1 protein-coding gene is annotated in these 278 nt (G+C 59.4%); it reads left to right on the forward strand.

The genetic code is table 11. The features are described from left to right. Positions 1-278: radical SAM protein (locus tag AAEY94_RS20680; RefSeq protein WP_350979911.1), on the forward strand; the 278-nt coding region annotated here is incomplete at both ends.

Raw genomic sequence — 278 nt, forward strand, 5'->3', positions numbered from 1 at the left:
ACAATGCTCTCCCCAGTGCAGCTGGGGGAGCTCATCGATCACATTCGTACCCTATGGGGGATTGACCCTGACGCCGAGGTCACCACTGAGGCCAATCCCGAAACCCTCAGCGTAGAAGTCTTAGCCGGCCTGCTGAAAGCCGGGATTAACCGGTTATCGATGGGAATGCAGTCCGCCGACGAGAATGTCTTGACGGTCTTAGATCGTCGCCATCGGCCAGGACGCGCCGTCGAGATGGCACAGCTGGCGCGCCAGGTCGGATTCGATGACGTCAGCTT

This window comes from Shewanella sp. AC34-MNA-CIBAN-0136 (assembly GCF_040309945.1).
In the GTDB taxonomy this organism is placed as follows: domain Bacteria; phylum Pseudomonadota; class Gammaproteobacteria; order Enterobacterales; family Shewanellaceae; genus Shewanella.